The organism is Stutzerimonas sp. LR2, assembly GCF_055755175.1.
This window is the reverse complement of the sequence record NZ_JBVTRR010000004.1, coordinates 502,369-517,535: the sequence shown is the minus strand read 5'-3', so window position 1 is coordinate 517,535 and position 15,167 is coordinate 502,369. Positions and strand designations below refer to the sequence as shown.

Here is a 15,167-nt window from a genome sequence, read left to right as displayed (position 1 = left end):
GTCCTTCAAAAGCTGTCGGTAGAGGTGAACAGGCCGACGCGCAAGCCTTCGGCACTGTAGATCTCGCGGCCATCAACGCTGACGGTGCCATCGGCGATGCCGAGGATCAGCGAGCGGTTGATGGTGCGCTTGATATGGATGTTGTAGGTGACCTTCTTGGCGGTCGGCAGCACCTGGCCGAAGAACTTGACTTCGCCAGAACCCAGTGCACGCCCGCGGCCAGGGTTGCCCTGCCAGCCGAGGTAGAAGCCGACCAGCTGCCACATGGCATCGAGACCCAGGCAGCCGGGCATGACCGGATCGCCTTCGAAGTGGCAAGCGAAGAACCAGAGATCAGGGTTGATATCCAGCTCGGCGACCAGCTCGCCCTTGCCATACTTGCCGCCCACTTCACTGATGTGAACGATACGATCGACCATCAGCATGTTCGGCGCGGGCAGTTGCGCATTACCGGGACCGAAGAGTTCGCCGCGGCTGCAACGAAGCAGGTCTTCCCGAGTAAAGGCGTGTTGTTTGGTCATGCGTATTCCTCAATGGGCCCCGCGAAGGGCTTTGCTGCTTACATACCGGGCCCGAGTTCGAGGCCTGATCATCAAGACTAGTCATAGACTGTCGCGTTGTGGCTAAAGTCACAGCCTGACAACAGCGACGCCATTCACCCGTACCTGCGGCTGAAGGACGCAAAGACAGAATCGGGCGGCTACTTTAACACTCCTGAAAGGCTAACGAGGACCTTGCGACAGCTTGTCCTCTATAGACAATCGTTGCAGTGACGGTTGCATGGCCCGGGTGAATCGTTTTCCAGGCGTGTCCGCTGACGCCGGATGCAACTGTAACCGGATGATTTCACAGGGGCTTGCTGTTGCGCTGTTCGCTGCGGACGCGAAACGTATAATGCCTCGCACTGCCATTTCGGATGGCCCACGACGGAACCCTCATGACACGACAGCAACCCATTGCGGTACTCGGCGGCGGCAGTTTCGGTACCGCGATTGCCAATCTGCTGGCCGAAAACGGTCACCACGTCCTGCTCTGGATGCGCGATGCCGAACAGGCCGAAAGCATCCGTACCCTGAGGCAGAACCCGCGCTATCTCAAAGGTGTCGAGATCCTTCCGCTGGTGGAGCCGACCACCGATCTGTCTTCCACTCTCGATGCGTGCGAGCTGGTCTTCGTCGCCCTGCCGTCCAGCGCGTTGCGCCAGGCGCTGCAGCCGTTCGCGACGCAGTTGGGGGGCAAGATGCTGGTCAGCACCACCAAGGGCATCGAGGCCGAGAGTTTCATGCTGATGAGTCAGATCCTCGAGCAGATCGCGCCTCAGGCGCGCATCGGTGTGCTCTCCGGGCCGAACCTGGCGCGCGAAGTCGCCGAGCACGCGCTGACCGCGACGGTGGTTGCCAGCCAGGACGAGGCCTTGTGCCGCCATGTGCAGAAGGTGCTGCATGGGCGGACCTTTCGTGTATATGCCAGCTCCGACCGTTTCGGTGTCGAGCTGGGCGGGGCGCTGAAGAATGTCTACGCGATCATGGCGGGCATGGCGGCGGCGCTGGGCATGGGCGAGAACACGCGCAGCATGCTGATCACCCGGGCGCTTGCGGAGATGACGCGATTCGCCGTAAAGCTCGGCGCCAACCCCATGACCTTTCTCGGCCTCGCCGGGGTCGGCGATCTGATCGTCACCTGCACCTCGTCGAAGAGTCGCAACTTCCAGGTCGGCTATGCGCTTGGCGAGGGACTCAGTCTCGACGAGGCGGTTTCACGGCTGGGCGAGGTTGCCGAAGGCGTGAACACCATCAAGGTGCTCAAGTGCAAGGCCGAGGAACTGCAGGTCTATATGCCACTGGTCGCCGGCCTGCATGCCATCCTGTTCGAGGGGCGTACGCTCGATCAGATCATTGGCGTGCTGATGCGTGGCGAACCCAAGACCGATGTGGATTTCATTTCAACCGACGGATTCTGAGCCGAGGCTATGTCCATGAACCAATCGAATCAGGCTACGGAGCGCGAATCGCTGATTCTGCGGGCCGTCTGGATGCTGATCTTCTTCTTCGTCTGGCAACTGGCCGAGTTGGCGCTGCTGGTGGTCGTGGTGCTGCAGCTGGTGATGCGCCTGGTCAAGGGGAACGCCGACTCCAGCCTGCAGGGCTTCGGCGACAGCCTGAGCCAGTACATTGCGCAGATCGGTCGTTTCGCCACCTTCAATACCGAGCGCAAGCCCTGGCCGTTGTCGGATTGGCCCACACCACGCCCAGCGGATGTGGAACTGGTCACGCCGGTGCCGCCGGCTGCGTCCAGTGAATCGAATGACTCTCAACAAGGCCCTACGGCATGAGGCTCTGGTTGCTGCGTCATGGCGAGGCCGAACCACGCGCACGTACGGATGCCGAGCGCAACCTGACCGAGGGAGGCCGGCGTGACGTGCGCCGCAGTGCCACTTTTCTGCGCGGCAAGCCGCTGCAGGTAGTGCTGGTCAGCCCCTACCAGCGTGCACAGCAGACCGCCGATGAGGTCTGCAAGGCACTGGGTTTCAGCGGCCGGCGGGAAACCGTGGACTGGGCCACGCCCGAGTCGGATCTCGAAGAGGCCCTGCGAGCGCTCGATATGCGCGGCGAGAGCGATCTGCTCCTGGTCACGCACCAGCCCTTCGTCGGCAACCTGGCCGGTTGGCTGGTCAACGGCAGTCATTCCGAGCCGCTGCCGATGGCGACGGCGTCGCTCGCCGAACTCGAAGGGGAAGCCATCGCGGGCGGGCTGATGCAGCTGGCGTCCTTGCACCATGTTGGTTAGGGTTGGTCGGGTCCGCTTGGTCATGCGTGGTCACAGCGGCATCCCAGAACAACAATAGCCCTCAGGAGTATGCGCCTTGAGCATCTGGCACCGTCAGCCCGACCTGGAAGAGCTTCACAGCACTCGCAAGAACACCATCACCGACCTGCTGGATATCCGCTTCGAGTCCTTCGATGACTCGTCCATCACCGCAAGCATGCCGGTCGATGCTCGCACCCATCAGCCGTATGGCCTGCTGCATGGCGGCGCCTCCGTGGTGCTGGCCGAGACCCTGGGTTCCATGGCCAGCTATCACTGCATCGACACCAGCAAGTTCTATTGCGTGGGGCTCGAGGTCAATGCCAATCACCTGCGTGGCCTGCGCAGTGGACGGGTGACCGGGGTATGCCGGCCGGTGCATCTGGGGCGTTCGACCCATGTATGGGACATTCGCCTGAGCGGCGAGGACGGCAAGCCGAGCTGCATTTCCCGGCTGACCGTTGCTATCGTGCCGCTGGACAAGGGCGGCTTACCGAGCTGATCGCCGGCGGGCCGGACAATGCGGCCTGCTGATTGGCCTGAATGCCCTTCATTCGGCAGGGCTATGGCGATTGCCGCCTGCCGAGGGCTGCCAGACAATGAGGGCTCAGTCTGTCCGGCACCTTCAGTTCATGTCGCAACCTATCTTTTTCGCTCATGCCAACGGCTTCCCCTCGGCGACCTATCGCAAGCTGTTCGAGGCCCTTGCGCCGGAATACCGGGTCGCGCACATGGATCGGCACGGACATGATCCGCGTTTCCCGGTGGACGATAACTGGAACAACCTGCTCGACGAGCTGTTCGAGCAGCTCGAAGGCCTGCGCGAACCGGTGTGGGGGGTCGGGCACTCGTTCGGCGGCATGCTGCACTACCGCGCCGCGCTGCTGCGGCCCGAGCTTTACCACGGCGTGGTCATGCTCGATTCACCGTTGCCGACCTGGTTCGACCAGACCGTCATCTGGGCTGCCAAGCGGCTGGGCTTCATCGACCGGCTGACCCCGGCCGGCCGCACGCTCGGACGCCGCGAACAGTTCTCCAGTGCCGAGGAAGCGCGCGCCTATTTCGCCGGCAAGGCGCTGTTCAGCAGCTTCGATCCCGAATGCCTGGAGGCCTACATCGAACACGGGCTGGAGCCGGCGGGGCAGGGGCTGCGCCTGCGCTTCGATCCGCAGACCGAAATCAGCATCTACCGCAGCGTGCCGCACCTCACGCCCGGCTGGCCGCCCGCGCTGAAGATTCCGTTGGCCATGGTGCGCGGCCGCGAGAGCCGTGTGGTACTCCCGCACCATGCCTACCTGCTGCGGCTGATGGCCCGTGGCGAAGCGCATACGCTGTCCGGTGGCCATATGTTTCCGTTCGAGCGACCTCAGCAGACGGCCGAGAAGCTGCGCGAGCTGCTGGGGCGCTGGGATGCAGGTCGCGCGTTGTCCCGGGGGGCGGCATGAGTATGTTGTTCGAAGAGGTCCGGCTGAGCCTGCCTCATCTGGAGGTGGCGGCGCACCTGTACGGACCTGAAGACGGCAAGCCGGTCATCGCGTTGCACGGCTGGCTGGACAACGCCGCCACCTTCAGTCGGCTGGCCCCGCGCCTGCAAGGGCTTCGCATCGTCGCGCTCGACCTGCCGGGGCATGGCCATTCGGACCACCGCCCGGCCGGCGCGGGGTACAACATCTGGGACTATGCCCACGATGTGCTGCAGGTCGCCGAGCAGTTCGGCTGGCAGCGCTTTTCCCTGCTCGGGCACTCCATGGGCGCGATCGTCTCGGTGCTGCTCGCCGGTGCCTTGCCAGCGCGCATCGAGCGCCTGGCATTGATCGACGGCGCCATCCCCTATACCGGCGAGGCGGACGGCGCGCCGCAGAAACTCGGTGCCGCGCTCGAGGCATTGCTGGCCGTGGACGACAAGCGCAAGCCCGTCTATTCCACGTTCGACAAAGCCGTGCAGGCGCGCATGAAAGGCGTCGGCGCGGTCAGTCGCGAGGCGGCCGAGCGTTTGGCGCAGCGCGGACTGATGCCGGTGCCCGGCGGTTACACCTGGCGAACCGACGCGCGTCTGATGCTGCCTTCAGCCATGCGGCTGACCCGTGCCCACGCGCAGGCATTCGTCCGGCAGGTCACCTGCCCCAGCAGTCTGGTGCTGGCCGAGCAGGGGCTGATGATCCAACCGGAGCTGCGAGAACTGGTCGACGGGCTGCCCTTCGCGGTGCAGCGCCTGCCCGGTGGCCATCATCTGCATCTGGATGACGAGCCGGGCGCCGAAGCGGTTGCTGCAGTGTTCAACGCCTTCTTCCACGGCTGAGAGCAGTCAAGCGTTTGCAATACTCTCTCGCAAAGCCTTGCTTGACTTGCTTTTGCCAACTGGCGAGGCTGGACGGCAACGTTCCCAGCCGAGTCAGCGCAATGATCGAATGCTCCACCGTCGCAACGCTCGCTGGCCAAGCCCCTGCGCTTGACCTGGGCTTGCCGCAGCCGCCGAGTTCAGGCGAACAGTCGAAGGTGATCCGTTGAGGAGTTTTATGCGACGTGCATGGATGGCCGCACCGGCTTTGTTTCTGTCCGCTGCTGCAATCGCGGCCGATGTGGCCGGCAGTGCTGATCTCGAGCGTGTGCCGCGCTTCGCCCAAGCGCAGATCATCGACTACCGGCAGTCCACCGTTCAGGAACGCATCTACCCGCAGGACTCCATACGTCGCATCAGCGGCAACCTGCGCATGGCCGCTCAGGTGGTCGCCTCTGGCCGACTGACCGCCGTGACTTACCAGCTGCCGGCTTCGCACACTGGCATCGAGGCCTTCACCCAGGCCCGCGGCGACCTGCTGGAGCAGGGTGCCGAACTGTTGTTCTGGTGCGAAGGGCGCGAATGCGGCTCCAGCAGCCTGTGGGCCAACGCCATCTTCGGCAAATCCATGCTCTACGGGCCGGAAGCGCAGCAGGCCTATCTACTGGCTCGCCTGCCAGAAGGGGAAACCGAGGGGCAGGACGACCTGATCGCGCTATACGGCGTGACCCGCGGCAATGGTCGGCCCTACCTGCATGTCGAGCAGCTGCAACCCGACGAGCCGCTGGCCCAGGTGCTGCCCACCGCGGCGACCCTGCTGCGTCAGCTGCGCAGCACCGGCGAGCTGCGCCTGCCACGCCTGGCTGATCAGCCGACTGCCGAGTGGGGCGAGCTGCTGGCCAATGTCCTTCGGCTGGACAGCACAACGCGCATCAGTCTCGCGGGGCAGGGCGCCGCAGCGTGGCGAGAGGCGCTGATCGCCGAGCGCATCCGCGGCGGGCGACTGGAAGTCGACGAGTCGCAGGAGTCGGGACTGCTGATCCGCCTATTGCGCTGACACGGCATTGCGGCTGCAATAGCCGACTCTGTCGACGCACCCAATGCATAGGGTGCGTCGGTATCTTTGCGTAGAGTAATTTCCCATGCTCAACAATGATCGCCTGCTTGCGCAGATCCTGCTGCTCGGCTTGCTGGCAGCCTGTCTCTGGGTGTTGGCGCCTTTTGCGTCGGCCTTGTTCTGGGCCGCCGTGCTGGCATTCGCCAGCTGGCCGGTGATGCGCCTGCTGACCCGCTGGCTGAACGGCAACGCCACGCTCGCGGCGGGGCTGCTCACCTTCAGCTGGATGGTGCTGGTGGCCGTGCCACTGGTATGGCTGGGGTTCAACATCGCCGATCAGATTCGCGACGCCAACGCGCTGCTGCACGATCTGCAGGTCGAAGGGTTGCCGCCTGCGCCTGAATGGCTCGGTGAGCTGCCGTTGATCGGTGATTCGCTGGTGAACTTCTGGAATACGGTGGACGAGCAGGGCACTGCTCTGATCGCCAGCATCAGGCCTTATATCGGCCAGGTCGCCAACTGGCTGCTGGTGCGCAGTGCGCGGATCGGCGGCGGCATGCTCGAATTGGCACTGAGCCTGGTGCTGGTGTTCTTCTTCTATCGTGACGGGCCACGGCTGTCGGCCTTCGTGCACAGTCTGCTGCACCGGCTGATCGGTGATCGAGCCGACCATTACCTCGAACTCGTGGCCGGAACCGTGCAGCGAGTGGTCAACGGGGTGATCGGGACGGCCGCGGCGCAGGCGATTCTGGCCTACATCGGTTTCCTCATCGCCGGCATTCCGGGCGCGCTGGTGCTGGGTCTACTGACCTTCGCCTGCAGTTTCATCATGGTACCCCCGCTGATCTGGGGGCCGGCAGTCGCCTGGCTGGCCTGGCAGGGCGACTACGGCATGGCGGTGTTCCTCGGCATCTGGGGCATGTTCGTCATCAGCGGCGTGGACAACGTGCTCAAGCCCTATCTCATCAGCCGGGGCGGCAACCTGCCGCTGGTGGTGGTGCTGCTCGGGGTATTCGGCGGCATCCTCGCCTTCGGCTTCATGGGACTGTTCCTCGGTCCGACGCTACTCGCGGTCGCCTACAGTCTGCTCGGCGACTGGCTGATCAAGGAGGTGCCGCAGATGCCGGCCCATGAGTCGACACAGCTTCCAGGCGAGTCGCGCGAGTCGGTCGGCCCGTAGCGTCAGGCTGCGCTCACTGCTCCTCTTCGTAACGCACCAGCGCGTCATGGGCGACGATGCGCCCGAGGGCGATCAGCTCGGGCGCCTTGTAGAACTCGTAGAAGCGACAGGCGCGCTTGGGGATGTTGACCAGCACGTTCGGCGGGTAGCCGGCGATCTTGTACTGCGCCAGCGATGACTGCATGACGTCGAAACTCTGGTTGATCAGCTCCAGCAGCGAGGCCGGCCCGGTCACGTCGACCACTGTTGCACCTTCAGCGGATTTCGGTGCGCTGCGGCTGGTTGGCGCCGCCGGTGGCTGGTCGCCGCGCAGCAACTCGCCGGCGCGGATGTCGTCGAGTTCGGCCAGGGCGGTCTCCTCCTTGCGCCAAAAGGGCAGGTGCGAACTGATCGAACTCATGATCGTGTCGAAGCGTCCGGGGCGCTCGATCTCCGGCAGCGGGTACTGCTTGTGGTTGTTGGCGTTGAGGTTGACCGCGATGATCATGTCGCAGTGCGCCGACACCACCGGGACGATGGGCAGAGGATTGAGCAGGCCGCCGTCGACCAGCATGCGGTTACCCTGCATCACCGGGGTGAACAGGCTGGGAATGGCGGCGGAGGCGCGCATCGCCAGCTCCAGGCTGCCTTCCTGGAACCAGATTTCCTGCTGGTTGGTGAGGTCGGTGGCAACGGCGGTGAAGGGGATCGGCAGGTCCTCGATGCAGATCTTGCCGACCATGTCGCGGATCCGACCGAACACCTTTTCGCCGCGGATCGCCCCCAGGCTGAAGCTGGGATCGACCAGGCGCAGCAGATCCAGGTAGTCCAGGCTCTCGATCCAGGCGCGATATTCGTCGAGCTTGCCCGCCGCGTAGATGCCGCCAACCACGGCGCCCATGGAGCAGCCGGCGATGCAGGCGATCTCGTAGCCACGCGCTTCCAGCTCCTCGATCACGCCGATGTGCGCATAGCCCCGCGCACCGCCGGATCCCAATACCAGTGCAACTCTCTTGCTCATGCGGTTCTCCCTGTGGCATTGGCGATAGCTTCATGCCTGGCCGGCGAGCCTGCAAGGGCGAATGCGTGGCCGCCTTTGCTACAATCGCCGCCCGTTTGTGCACGTGTCACGAGAGAGTCCGATGAGCGAACCGATCCGCCTCACCCAGTACAGTCATGGCGCCGGCTGCGGCTGCAAGATATCGCCCAAGGTGCTGGACGTGATTCTTGCCGGCAGCGGTGCGCAGAATCTCGATCCGCGTCTGTGGGTCGGCAACGCCTCGCGCGATGATGCGGCGGTCTATGGCATCGACGAGGAGCGCGGTGTGGTATCGACCACCGACTTCTTCATGCCCATCGTCGATGATCCCTTCGACTTCGGCCGCATCGCCGCGACCAACGCCATCAGCGACATCTATGCCATGGGCGGCGACCCGCTGATGGCCATCGCGATCCTCGGTTGGCCGGTCAACGTGCTGCCGCCGGAAGTCGCCCGCGAAGTGATCGCCGGGGGCCGTGCCGTCTGCGATGCCGCCGGCATTCCGCTGGCCGGCGGGCACTCGATCGATGCGCCCGAGCCGATCTTCGGGCTGGCCGTCACCGGCCTGGTGAACAAGCGCCAGATGAAGCGTAACGACACCGCTACCGCCGGCTGCAAGCTGTACCTGACCAAGCCGCTGGGCATCGGTATCCTCACCACCGCCGAGAAGAAGGCCAAGCTGCGCGTCGAGGACGTCGGCTTGGCCCGCGACTGGATGTGCACGCTGAACACCGCCGGCAGCCGCTTCGGCAAGCTTGAAGGCGTTCGTGCCATGACTGACGTGACCGGTTTCGGCCTGCTCGGCCATCTGGTGGAGATGGCCGATGGCAGCGGCCTGACCGCGGAGATCGAATACGCCCGCGTACCGCGCCTGCCTGGCATTGAATACTACCTGGAGCAGGGCTGCGTACCGGGTGGCACCCAGCGCAATTTCGACAGCTATGGGGAGCGCATCGCCACACTCGACGAGCGTCACAAACCTCTGCTTTGCGATCCGCAGACCAGTGGCGGGCTGTTGGTCGCCGTGGCGCCGGAGGGCGAGGCGGAGTTCCTCGCGGCCTGTGCCGAGCTCGGCCTTGCGCTGGAGCCGATCGGCCAGCTGGTCGCCGCGCGTAGCCATGCGGTCGAGGTACGTTAATGCGCGGCGACACGGAGAATTATCGCGAGCTGTTCCTCAACGACGTTCCCATGATGGATGCCCGTGCGCCGGTGGAGTTCGGCAAGGGGGCCTTTCCCGGCGTGGTCAATCTGCCGCTGATGAATGATGTGGAGCGGCAGAAGGTCGGCACCTGCTACAAGCAGCACGGCCAGAAAGCCGCCATCGAGATGGGCCATCAGCTGGTCTCCGGCAAGACCAAGGCCGAGCGGCTGCAGGCCTGGGCCGATTTCGCCCGCGCCCACCCGGACGGTTACCTGTACTGCTTCCGCGGTGGTTTGCGTTCGAAGATCGTCCAGCAATGGTTGAAGGACGAGATGGGCATCGACTACCCGCGCGTGGTCGGCGGTTACAAGGCGATGCGTCACTTTCTGCTCGACACCATCGAGCAGGCGGTGGAGCAGTGCGAGTTCGTACTGGTGGGCGGCATGACCGGGACCGGCAAGACCGAGGTGCTGGCCCAGCTGGGCAACAGCCTGGATCTCGAAGGGCTGGCCAACCACCGCGGCTCCAGCTTCGGCAAGCGCGCCACGCCGCAGCCCTCACAGATCGATTTCGAGAACGCGCTGGCGATCCGCCTGCTGAAGATGCGCGCGGCAGGGATCGAAAGCTTCGTGATCGAGGACGAGGCGCGCCTGGTCGGGCGCTGCTCCATCCCGCTGCCGCTGTTCCAGGGCATGCAGCAGTTTCCGTTGATCTGGCTGGAGGACAGTCTGCAAGGCCGGGTCGAGCGCATCCTCAAGGACTATGTGATCGACCTGTGCGCCGAGTTCATCAGCGAACAGGGTGAGAACGGTTTCGCTGCATTCGCTGAGCGTCTTCAGCAAAGTCTGGTCAATATCAACAAGCGGCTCGGCGGCGAGCGTTACCAGCGCCTGGCCCTGCTGATGGATCAGGCCCTGGCGGAGCAGGCGCGCAGCGGTGCGGTCGATCTGCATCGCGCCTGGATCGAAGCGTTGTTGGGCGAATATTACGACCCGATGTACGCCTACCAACGCGAGAGCAAGGCCGAGCGGATCGAGTTCGCCGGCGACCAGCCGTCTGTCGTCGAGTATTTGCGTAACCGTAAGGCGCGCAGCGCGCCGTAACCCTGAATGGCACATGAGGGATGATGCGATGAAAACCTGGCTGACTTTGCCTTTGCTGGTTGTGCTGCTGGCCGGCTGTGCCGGCAAGACCGCGTACCGTGACAGCTGTGCCGCGGAGTTGGACGCGGCATGGAAGGAGCAGAGCCTGGCGGAAGCCGAGGGCTTTGCCGGTACCGTGAGCTATTCCAAGGCCATGGCGTTGCTGACCGGCGCCAAGACCCAGCAGCAGTTCGAAGCCTTCCGCGGTTGCACGCAGAAGGCACAGAAGGCGCGTTTCTACCTCCGTGAATCCCGCGCCGGACGTTAAACCGGCTATCACCGCTGCTCGGCCGTGCATTGAGTGCGGCCTGGGCAGCCGTTGGCGAGCGGTTTGGCTGGTTCGGTCAGCTTCCTGTCATCGGGCGTGAGCACTGCGCTTCGCGCCAGCATCCCCAACGTCTTTAGCGCGCACGCTCGCCTGGCGCGCGGTCAAGCGGCCGGCTGCCAGAGCGGGCGCAAATCACAAAGTCGTCACCGGGCGTTTCCATTGCTTTGCCTGGTCGCGGCCGACCAGTAGCATCGGGACGACGAACGAAGGAGATTTCGATGCGCACCCGATTGGACGCCTGCCTGCGAGCAGTCAATGAAGTATTGCTCGGCAAGGAGGCGCAGGTCCGGTTGGCCATGGCCTGCCTGCTGGCCCGCGGTCACCTGCTGGTGGAGGACATGCCCGGGATGGGCAAGACCACCCTGAGTCATGCCCTGGCCAAAGTGCTGGGCCTGGACTTCCAGCGCATCCAGTTCACGTCCGACCTGCTGCCTGGCGACATTCTCGGCACCTCGGTATTCGACAAGGACAGCGGGCAGTTCGTCTTCCACCCCGGGCCGATCTTCGCCGAGCTGGTGCTCGCCGACGAGATCAACCGCGCCACGCCGAAAAGCCAGAGCGCGCTGCTTGAAGCCATGGAGGAGGGGCAGGTCACCATCGAAGGGGCGACACGCCCCTTGCCCGAGCCGTTCTTCGTCATTGCCACGCAGAACCCGGTGAGCTCTGGCGGCACCTTCGCCTTGCCGGAGTCGCAACTGGACCGCTTTCTTATGCGCGTCTCCCTGGGCTACCCCGCCAAGGCGGCGGAAAAATCGCTGCTGCTGGGTGAGTCCCGGCGCGATCTGCTGACCCGACTCGAACCGTTGCTGCAGCACGACGAACTGCGGGCAATCCAGGATGCAGTCGGCCATGTGCGGGTCAGCGATGCCCTTGTCGATTACGTGCTGCGTCTGGTGGAGGCCACGCGCACTCAGCCGCAGTTCGCCTGGGGGCTGTCGCCGCGCGGCAGCCTGGCGTTGCTGGCGGCTGCCCGCGCCTGGGCATTCCTCGACGGACGCGACTACGTGATTCCGGAGGATGTGCAGGCCGTGTTGCCCACCGTGGTCGGCCACCGTCTGCGCGAGCGCGCGGATGCCACCGGTCACGGGGGCGGTGCGCTGGTGCAATGGCTGCTGCGCGAGGTGCCGGCGCTGTGAGGCAGCTGTCCGCCCCCTACTGCCGGCGTCCGGCGTGAGGTTGCTGCCGCGCTTTCGCGACCGCTGGTTGCTGCGGCGCATTCCGCCGGCTTCCAGCGTGCGGCTGAACCAGCGGCGAATCTTCATCATGCCGACGGCGGTGGGGCTGATGTTCATGGTGGCGCTGCTGCTTATGCTGCTTACCGCGATCAACTACCAGAACAGCCTGGCCTATGGGCTGACCTTCCTGCTTGGCTCCCTCTATCTGGTCACCATCCTGCACACCTGGCGCAACCTGGCCGGGCTGGTGCTGCAGGCCGGCGGCACCACCGCGGCGTTCGTCGGTGAGCAGGCCTTGCTGCGCGTCCGCCTGGAGAGCCAGGGACGCGCCTATCAAGCCGTTGCGCTGGGCTGGCCGGCGAGCGGGCTGCGCCTGGTCGACGTTCCGGCCGGAGGCACCGTGGAAGTCGAGCTGAGCCTGCCGACCCGCCGCCGCGGTTGGTTGCGACCGGGCCGGGTGCGGGTGGAGAGCCGTTTCCCGCTGGGGCTGCTGGTGGCCTGGAGCTGGATCGACCTGGAGCTGGCCGCACTGGTCTATCCGCAGCCGTCGGCAGCCGAGCGTCCCCAGGGCGGCAGCGCGCCGGAGACCGAGGATGAAGGCGTGCTGACCCGCGGCTCGGGCGTCGACGACTATCAGGGCTTGCGGGCCTGGCAGCCGGGCGATCCGCGTCGACGCCTGCACTGGAAGGCCTATTCGCGCGGCCAGGGCCTGTTGGTCAAGGATTTCGCCAGCCTGCTCGGTAACGATCCGCTGCTGGATTTCGACGCGCTTACCGGCGATACCGAGCAACGACTGTCGGTGCTCTGCCACTGGGTCATCGACCTCAGCGAAAAGCAGCAGCCGTTCGCGCTGCGGCTGCCGGCCGGCTTGTTCGGCCCGGACAGCGGCCAGGCGCATCGAGATGCCTGCCTGCGTGCGCTGGCGCTGCACGGCCTGGCCGATGGGGGCGATGCATGAGTGCGAAGCCGGGTATTCCGCGCAACAGCCTGATCTGGCTGCTGGTGGCGCAGGTGCTGGTGATCCTGCCGCATCTCACCCATCTGCCGCTGTGGATCATCGGCCTGTGGCTGGGCTGCGCGGGCTGGCGAATCCAGATCTTCCGCATGCGCGCTCGTTACCCGCGCAGCTGGACCAAGGCGCTGCTGATGATCGGGGCGGGATTCGGGGTGTACTTTTCCCGCGGCAGCCTGGTCGGGCTCGAGGCCGGTGTGGTGCTGCTGATTGCCGCATTCATCCTCAAGCTGGTGGAGATGAGTACCCGCCGCGATGCGCTGGTGCTGATCTTTCTCGGCTTCTTCGCGGTGGTGACCAGCTACCTGTTCGAGGACAGCCTGCTCGCCGGGCTCTACAGCCTCCTTCCGGTCACTGCATTGCTCGCCGCGATGATCGGCCTGCAGCAGAGCAGCCTGGTGACGCGGCCGTGGCCGACCGTGCGGCTGGCCGGCGCGCTGCTGTTGCAGGCGGTACCACTGATGCTGGTGCTGTTCCTGTTCTTTCCCCGCCTGCCACCGCTGTGGTCGCTGCCGCAGGCCGGCGACAGGGGTACGACCGGTCTGGCTGACCACATGGCGCCTGGCGATATCGCGCGGCTGGGGCGCTCGGCGGAGCTGGCGTTTCGTGTCAGCTTCGACGGCGAGATTCCCCCTCGCGACCAGCTCTACTGGCGCGCGGTGACCTTCGAGCGTTTCGATGGCCGGCGCTGGTCGCAGTCTTACGCATCCAACGTGCCCCAGGCACCGGAGTGGCAGGCGCTGGGCGAGCCGCTCAGCTATAGCGTGGTCATGCAGCCCAGCGGCCAGCCCTGGCTGTTCGCCCTGGACGTTGCTCAGGTTGCGTCGGGCGGGGCTCAACTGATGACCGATTTCCATCTGCAGCGCCGCCAGCCGGTGACCAAGCCGCTGATGTACCGGGTGACATCCTGGCTGGACGCCCGACGCGAAGCCATCGGTGCGCCGGAAAGCCTTGCCCGGGCGCTGCAGTTGCCGGAGCAGGGCAACCCGCGCAGCCGCACCTGGGCTGCCGAGCTGCGGCGCAGCGCACAGGAGCCACAGGCAGTGGTGGATGCACTGCTGCGGCATTTCAACCGCGAGCCGTATCACTACACGTTGGAACCACCGCCGGTGGGTAGCGATATCGTCGACGACTTCCTGTTCCAGACCCGCAGCGGCTTCTGTGCCCACTACGCCGGCGCCATGACCTTCGTGCTGCGCGCGGCGGGCATTCCGGCGCGCGTTGTGGCCGGCTACCAGGGCGGCGAGGTCAATCCTGCGGGCAACTACCTTTCGGTGCATCAGTTCGATGCCCATGCCTGGGTCGAATACTGGGTCGCCGAGCGCGGCTGGGTCAGTGTCGACCCGACTTTCCAGGTCGCGCCCGAGCGCGTCGAGCAGGGGCTGGAACAAGCCTTGGCGCGGGAGCGGAGCTTTCTCGCCGACGAGCCGCTGTCGCTGCTGCGGTTCCGCGACGTCGGCTGGATGAACACGTTGCGGCTGCGCTGGGACAGCCTCAACTATGGCTGGCAGCGCTGGGTCCTCAATTATCAGGATGAGCAGCAGTCGCAGATGCTGCAGCGCTGGTTTGGCAAGCTCGACGGCCAGGCGCTCGGTCTGGGCCTGGTCGCCGTGCTCGGGCTGCTGACCGGAATACTGGCGCTCGTGCTGTTCAAACCCTGGCGGCGGGAAAAAGATGTTCAGCAGCGCCAGTTCGATCGCTTCGAGCGCCTGCTGGCACGCCAGGGTATCCGCCGCCACAAAGGCGAGGGGGCACGCAGCTTCGCCGAACGGGCCGCTACCGAAATGCCCGATCAGGCGCCAGCAATCCGCGCATTCGTCCGGCTGTACGAGGCGCAGCGTTACGCGCAGCTGCCCGGGCCGGGAGAGGAGCTGTCGCGCGCCCTGACCAACGTTCGACGCGCCATGCCCTGGCGGATCGCTGCCCCGCGGCGGCATTCCTGACATTCATTGCCAACATGGATGATTCGGCATTTCATCCGGCCGCTTCTGCCAGACAGGGTCGCGCCGCCTCCCATGCGCCTTTAACATC

Annotated in this window: 16 protein-coding genes; 14 read left to right on the top strand and 2 right to left on the bottom strand. The window is 65.2% G+C overall.

Annotation, left to right across the window (positions count from 1 at the left end):
* Positions 1 to 5: 5 nt before the first annotated feature.
* Complete coding sequence (gene fabA / locus ACVRRC_RS16760; protein ID WP_003285418.1) at positions 6 to 521, bottom strand: 3-hydroxyacyl-[acyl-carrier-protein] dehydratase FabA; 516 nt, start codon at positions 519 to 521, stop codon at positions 6 to 8.
* A 416-nt stretch (positions 522 to 937) separates the two neighbouring features.
* On the opposite strand from fabA, the gene ACVRRC_RS16755 reads away from it, so the two are divergent.
* The 8 genes from ACVRRC_RS16755 to ACVRRC_RS16720 all read left to right on the top strand — a co-directional run bounded on the left by ACVRRC_RS16755 (position 938) and on the right by ACVRRC_RS16720 (position 7,320).
* On the top strand, positions 938 to 1,960 hold the full coding sequence (locus ACVRRC_RS16755) for an NAD(P)H-dependent glycerol-3-phosphate dehydrogenase (RefSeq protein WP_013982610.1): 1,023 nt from the start codon (positions 938 to 940) through the stop codon (positions 1,958 to 1,960).
* A 15-nt stretch (positions 1,961 to 1,975) separates the two neighbouring features.
* Positions 1,976 to 2,332, top strand: coding sequence for a DUF4389 domain-containing protein (locus tag ACVRRC_RS16750; RefSeq protein ID WP_026006572.1), 357 nt, complete (start codon positions 1,976 to 1,978; stop codon positions 2,330 to 2,332).
* A complete protein-coding gene (gene sixA / locus ACVRRC_RS16745; protein WP_017245274.1) occupies positions 2,329 to 2,787 on the top strand; it encodes a phosphohistidine phosphatase SixA in 459 nt (152 codons plus the stop codon). Before ACVRRC_RS16750 ends, sixA begins: the two co-directional genes overlap by 4 nt.
* 76 nt (positions 2,788 to 2,863) lie before the next feature.
* Positions 2,864 to 3,307: a hotdog fold thioesterase gene (locus ACVRRC_RS16740; RefSeq protein WP_017245275.1), complete on the top strand. Its 444-nt coding sequence runs from the start codon at positions 2,864 to 2,866 to the stop codon at positions 3,305 to 3,307.
* A 130-nt stretch (positions 3,308 to 3,437) separates the two neighbouring features.
* On the top strand, positions 3,438 to 4,250 hold the full coding sequence (locus ACVRRC_RS16735; RefSeq protein ID WP_017245276.1) for an alpha/beta fold hydrolase: 813 nt from the start codon (positions 3,438 to 3,440) through the stop codon (positions 4,248 to 4,250).
* Entirely contained in the window at positions 4,247 to 5,104 is an 858-nt protein-coding gene (locus ACVRRC_RS16730; RefSeq protein WP_256068506.1) for an alpha/beta fold hydrolase, read from the top strand. Before ACVRRC_RS16735 ends, ACVRRC_RS16730 begins: the two co-directional genes overlap by 4 nt.
* A gap of 217 nt (positions 5,105 to 5,321) precedes the next feature.
* Entirely contained in the window at positions 5,322 to 6,140 is an 819-nt protein-coding gene (locus tag ACVRRC_RS16725) for a DUF4892 domain-containing protein (protein ID WP_011913044.1), read from the top strand.
* Between the two features lie 85 nt (positions 6,141 to 6,225).
* Positions 6,226 to 7,320: an AI-2E family transporter gene (locus tag ACVRRC_RS16720; protein ID WP_020306189.1), complete on the top strand. Its 1,095-nt coding sequence runs from the start codon at positions 6,226 to 6,228 to the stop codon at positions 7,318 to 7,320.
* 13 nt (positions 7,321 to 7,333) lie between these two features.
* On the opposite strand, the gene ACVRRC_RS16715 is transcribed toward ACVRRC_RS16720, so the two are convergent.
* Positions 7,334 to 8,320, bottom strand: a complete 987-nt coding sequence (locus tag ACVRRC_RS16715) for a patatin-like phospholipase family protein (protein WP_011913046.1) — start codon at positions 8,318 to 8,320, stop codon at positions 7,334 to 7,336.
* A gap of 121 nt (positions 8,321 to 8,441) precedes the next feature.
* Here ACVRRC_RS16715 and selD point away from each other — a divergent pair, with 121 nt between their 5' ends.
* The 6 genes from selD (at position 8,442) to ACVRRC_RS16685 (ending at position 15,079) form a co-directional block, all read left to right on the top strand.
* Positions 8,442 to 9,476 carry a selenide, water dikinase SelD gene (selD, locus tag ACVRRC_RS16710; protein ID WP_013982616.1) on the top strand — a complete coding sequence of 345 codons (1,035 nt, stop codon included), beginning with the start codon at positions 8,442 to 8,444 and terminating at the stop codon, positions 9,474 to 9,476.
* On the top strand, positions 9,476 to 10,582 hold the full coding sequence (gene mnmH / locus ACVRRC_RS16705) for a tRNA 2-selenouridine(34) synthase MnmH (RefSeq protein ID WP_236450432.1): 1,107 nt from the start codon (positions 9,476 to 9,478) through the stop codon (positions 10,580 to 10,582). The genes selD and mnmH overlap by 1 nt, the downstream gene beginning before the upstream one ends.
* Positions 10,583 to 10,610: 28 nt before the next feature.
* Positions 10,611 to 10,889 (top strand): hypothetical protein, encoded by a 279-nt coding sequence (locus tag ACVRRC_RS16700; protein WP_011913049.1) that lies wholly within the window; start codon positions 10,611 to 10,613, stop codon positions 10,887 to 10,889.
* A 278-nt stretch (positions 10,890 to 11,167) separates the two neighbouring features.
* A complete protein-coding gene (locus ACVRRC_RS16695; protein ID WP_011913051.1) occupies positions 11,168 to 12,085 on the top strand; it encodes an AAA family ATPase in 918 nt (305 codons plus the stop codon).
* 34 nt (positions 12,086 to 12,119) lie between these two features.
* Positions 12,120 to 13,082 carry a DUF58 domain-containing protein gene (locus ACVRRC_RS16690; protein ID WP_017245280.1) on the top strand — a complete coding sequence of 321 codons (963 nt, stop codon included), beginning with the start codon at positions 12,120 to 12,122 and terminating at the stop codon, positions 13,080 to 13,082.
* Complete coding sequence (locus tag ACVRRC_RS16685) at positions 13,079 to 15,079, top strand: transglutaminase TgpA family protein (protein WP_013982620.1); 2,001 nt, start codon at positions 13,079 to 13,081, stop codon at positions 15,077 to 15,079. Before ACVRRC_RS16690 ends, ACVRRC_RS16685 begins: the two co-directional genes overlap by 4 nt.
* Positions 15,080 to 15,167: the final 88 nt, after the last annotated feature.